This window comes from Kosmotoga sp. (genome assembly GCF_982836095.1).
In genome coordinates, this window is the sequence record NZ_CEYIHJ010000116.1 from 2,126 (window position 1) to 6,245 (window position 4,120).

At 42.5% G+C, this 4,120-nt stretch carries 4 protein-coding genes; 1 reads left to right on the forward strand and 3 read right to left on the reverse strand.

The features are described 5' to 3' along the window. Nucleotides 1–601: hypothetical protein (locus AC3LHT_RS07875; protein WP_488662502.1), on the reverse strand; the 601-nt coding region annotated here is incomplete at its 3' end. A 93-nt stretch (nucleotides 602–694) separates the two neighbouring features. Between AC3LHT_RS07875 and AC3LHT_RS07880 the strand changes: the two genes are divergently transcribed. Beyond that, nucleotides 695–2,011, forward strand: coding sequence for an alpha/beta hydrolase (locus AC3LHT_RS07880; RefSeq protein ID WP_488662503.1), 1,317 nt, complete (start codon nucleotides 695–697; stop codon nucleotides 2,009–2,011). A gap of 11 nt (nucleotides 2,012–2,022) precedes the next feature. On the opposite strand, the gene AC3LHT_RS07885 is transcribed toward AC3LHT_RS07880, so the two are convergent. Both AC3LHT_RS07885 and AC3LHT_RS07890 read right to left on the reverse strand, forming a co-directional pair. After that, nucleotides 2,023–2,352 (reverse strand): NifB/NifX family molybdenum-iron cluster-binding protein, encoded by a 330-nt coding sequence (locus tag AC3LHT_RS07885; RefSeq protein ID WP_488662504.1) that lies wholly within the window; start codon nucleotides 2,350–2,352, stop codon nucleotides 2,023–2,025. A gap of 134 nt (nucleotides 2,353–2,486) precedes the next feature. Beyond that, nucleotides 2,487–4,120: FAD-dependent oxidoreductase (locus AC3LHT_RS07890; protein ID WP_488662505.1), on the reverse strand; the 1,634-nt coding region annotated here is incomplete at its 5' end.

Consider the following 4,120-nt stretch of genomic DNA (forward strand, 5'->3'; position numbering starts at 1 on the left):
CTTCATTCTCACGAAGAGCCTCTTCTACCTCAGCGTATTTTCCGTCATCGAGTAACGATTCCAGAAAAGGAATCATATACTGGTTTTCGCCGTATTTTACATAGAGGATTTTTTCAACAGCTTTTTGCACATACGTGAGGTATTCATCAAAAGCATAACTGTGTATCTCTTTGAGCACCGCTTTCGGGTCTTCAAAAGAGGATATGCTTTTGGTGATGATATCTTCCATGGTACCGTCATAATCATACATATACTCAAATTTAGACATAAATTCCTTCAAAATGATTATTCTTGGCAGTGCATTCAAAAAATACGTGTACAGGGAAATCGATTCCGTGTCGTAATACTGATCCGCAGCATATCTTGCTGCTTGAAGTACATATGGCATTATATCTGCAGGCGCATCTTCAAGCTTTCCGGTTATTTCCACCATGGCAGATATGTATCCCCAGTAATCATCATTTTCCTCGTAAAGCTCAAGCAACTCCTGAAGTGCTTCAAAATCGCGAGGATTTTCTTCAAGTTTTGCTTTCAACTCATCTTCGCCTGCAAAAGCCATCATTGAAACAATCAAAAACAAAATGATTATTAAGCGTTTCATCTTTTCACCTCCTCCTTTATAGTTTATTCTCCAACGGGTTTTACACAAAGGTTTTATAATAGAGCGGGTATAATATATTACGGGGTGATGTATATGAAAACCAAAGTGGTGATGCTTTTCACCGTGGTTATAGCGGTCTTTTCCATCGTTATTTTGGCTCAGGAATCAGCAACTGAGATTGCCGGGCAGTATATGTCTCTTTTCTTCTCAGGAGAGTATAAGCAGGCCTTTGAAATGCAATCATTCCAGGTAAAACTCCAATTTGGAGTGAAGACAATGGAAACTGCTCACAATCAGATTGAACAAATGTTTGGCTCACCAGTGGAAATTTACAGTACAAATACCCAGCCCTTCAACGAGGGAACTCTTGTTGTATTCTACACGAAGTTTGAGCAGGGTTATGCGAATGTACGCATAGTTGTAGACAAGCACAATAAAATTGCTCAATTTCTCATTCAACCTGCTGCTTCCCCGGAACCACTGATCCCACCTTACGCAAATCCAGAATCGTTTGTGGAAAAAGAAATCTCCATTGGGAAAGAACCCTGGGTTCTCAAAGGCTATGTAACACTTCCTAAGGGATTGGAGAATTTTCCTATCGCTGTTCTTGTCCCAGGCTCAGGCCCATCAGATAGGGATGAAACAGTGGGGCCAAACAAGATATTCAGAGATATTGCCTGGGGCCTATCTACACATGGAATTGCTGTATTGCGCTATGATAAACGCACTTATACGTATGGAAAGGAAATCAGTGAATTGGCTTCAATTACAATAGAAGATGAATACATCACAGATGCCCTTGCCGCGGTTGAAAAGGCGGTCGAAATTCCAGGTGTGAATTCCTTATACATCATCGGACATAGTATGGGCGCAGAGCTAGCGCCATATATAGCTCTCCGCTCTGACAAAGTGTCAGGCATAATCATGCTTGCCCCTCCCGCAAGGCAACTCGCCCAGCTCAGCCTTTCCCAGAACAGGTATCTTGCACCGATCACAGGTATTTCGGAGCTCCAACTTCAAACCATCGAAATCTTCTTTACAAAGCTCCTGAATCACGAGCTTCCACCTGACACACCCATAGATGGTGGTGTGACAGCAGCATATTATTATGATGCGGATAACTATCCCACAATCCCGGCGTTGGAAAAAATCTCTTTACCGGTTCTTGTATTACAAGGCGAAGAAGATTTTCAAGTAACCTTGAACGAGGATTTTCTTCCAATAAAGGAAAAGTTCGCGAATAAGCAAAATTTCACCTTTAAATCCTTTCCGGGGTTGAATCATTTGTTTCTGGAAACTGAACCCAGTATACAACACTCTACCAATGATTATTACAAACAGGGTTTTGTCTCTGAAGAGGTAATCGAAGTTATGGCAAACTGGATAAAAGAATTAAAAAGGGGGCATTAAACCCCCTTCCCCTAATCCTTTTTGCCCTCGAGATAGGCTTTCACAGCCTCCTCGGCAGAACCCTTTTCCACCAAAAAGGGATCATAATTCATTTCTTTTAGTTTTTTCATGGAACCTGCACCCATAGTTGAACCTACCCACACCTTACAGTCTCCAAGCACTGTAAGCACTTCACTTACTTTTGCATGCTGATGCCTGCCAAAACATGGGTTTTCACGTTCTTCAACCTTAGCGAACCGATCTCCATACACTTCAAAAATCACAAAGATTTTCGATTGGCCAAAATGGTCATCATTCAGATAAACACCATCTTTAGTTCCAACAGCTACCAGCTTTCTCAAAATACACACCCCATTTAATTCTATTATTATGTAGATACAAATCCCTTAGGAATTGTTACGAACTCTTTTGAGGTTGTTCTAAATCACCGCATGGTTGTTTCGAACTGCTTCGTAGCACACAATCTCACAAGTTGCTATATCATAGAAACCACAGTACTATAAGCGCTTCTCACAGCTCCGATTATCTGATTCAGTTCCCTGGCATCACCAACAACGCTAAAGGGAATATCTGAGGCTTGAAGTTCGCTTTCAAGTTCACACCGCGAAGCTGTTCCAACTGCAAGCACAACGAGGTCATATCTCCCGAGATTTTTCTTCTCCCCATTTCTCAAGTCTTCAACAACAACCCCATCTGGATCAAATGCTCGAACCGCTGTGTTAGTATAGATGTCAATTTCCTTACCCCAAAGACGTTTCCACATCAATTTTTCCGTTACTGGTTCCATACCATCAGCCACTTTCAATTCAACAACATCCACTTTGTTTTCCTGCTCCAGGAGCTTTTCAGCGACTTCCATTCCAATCAGACCACCGCCGATGACAAGAACCCGCTTCCCCGAAATATCCTTTTTAAGGGCATCGTTCCCCGTTATCCACTTCACAGAGTCAAGGCCATCGATCTTTGGAACAATGGGCTCGGCACCTGTAGCAAGTACAACAAAATCCGGTTTCATTTCCTTTATCAATTCCATATCTGCTCTTTTGTTTTTCAATATTTTCACTTTTTTCTCCACAGCATTTCTCAGCGAATCCAACGGTAATGTCATTCTATCTTTGCCGGGTGTTAAATGCGCATAGTTAAACTGCCCTCCAAGCTGGTTGGATTCTTCCACAAGGGTAACATCGTACCCACGCTCAACAAGTGTTAGTGCAGCTGTCATTCCAGCAGGTCCTCCACCAACAACGATTACCTTTTTCACGTGCTCAGCTTTTTTAGGTTCTTCAAAAACATCCGTTGTTGGATTTATAATGCAACCTATCGAATTCCCGGATTTAACATTCATAAGGCACCCTTGCAGACAGGCACCGCATCGGAATTTGGGTTCTTCATTTCGTATAATTTTGCCGGGTAAACCAGGATCAGCAACCAGAGGCCTCGCCATGGCAATCAGATCAACGACACCATCAGAAAGTAGTGTCTCAATTTTTTCTTCTTCCACCATTTTGCCAACGAGAATAAGCGGTAGCTTTGTCAGCTTCCTTATTTCCTTTGCGGCATCGATTTTTGGACCCTCAGGTAGTGCCATGTGCTGGTAGTACCACGCAGGGCTATCACACGCGTTTCCAAAACCAAGGTGCAGTGCAGCTACGTTTTCCTTTTCCAGAAGCGCTATAAGGGGCTTAAGGGCTTCAGGTGTTATGCCGCCTTCGATAAATTCTGAAGCCGAAAGTCTCACAATTATAGGTATATCCTCTACCTGGGATTTAACAGTTTCAAGGAGTTTTTGGGCAAACTTCAAACGATTATCTAAACTCCCGCCATACCCATCTTTACGCTTGTTTAATCGTTCTGAATAAAACTGGTGAACGAGATAACCGTGCCCCATTTGAAGTTCAATGAAATCCACTCCTGCCTTTTTGCATAGCGATGCAGCCTTTTGATAATCATTTAAAATCCTTTCTATTTCTTTAACAGATAGTTCACCAGGAGTTGCTCCTGTTGTTGGACAGGGAATGGCAGATGGTGCAACCGGGGCTTTACCTATAACTTTGGGATTTGCGGCTCGTCCAGCATGGTTAAGATGTGCTCCAAATAATGCACCACGGT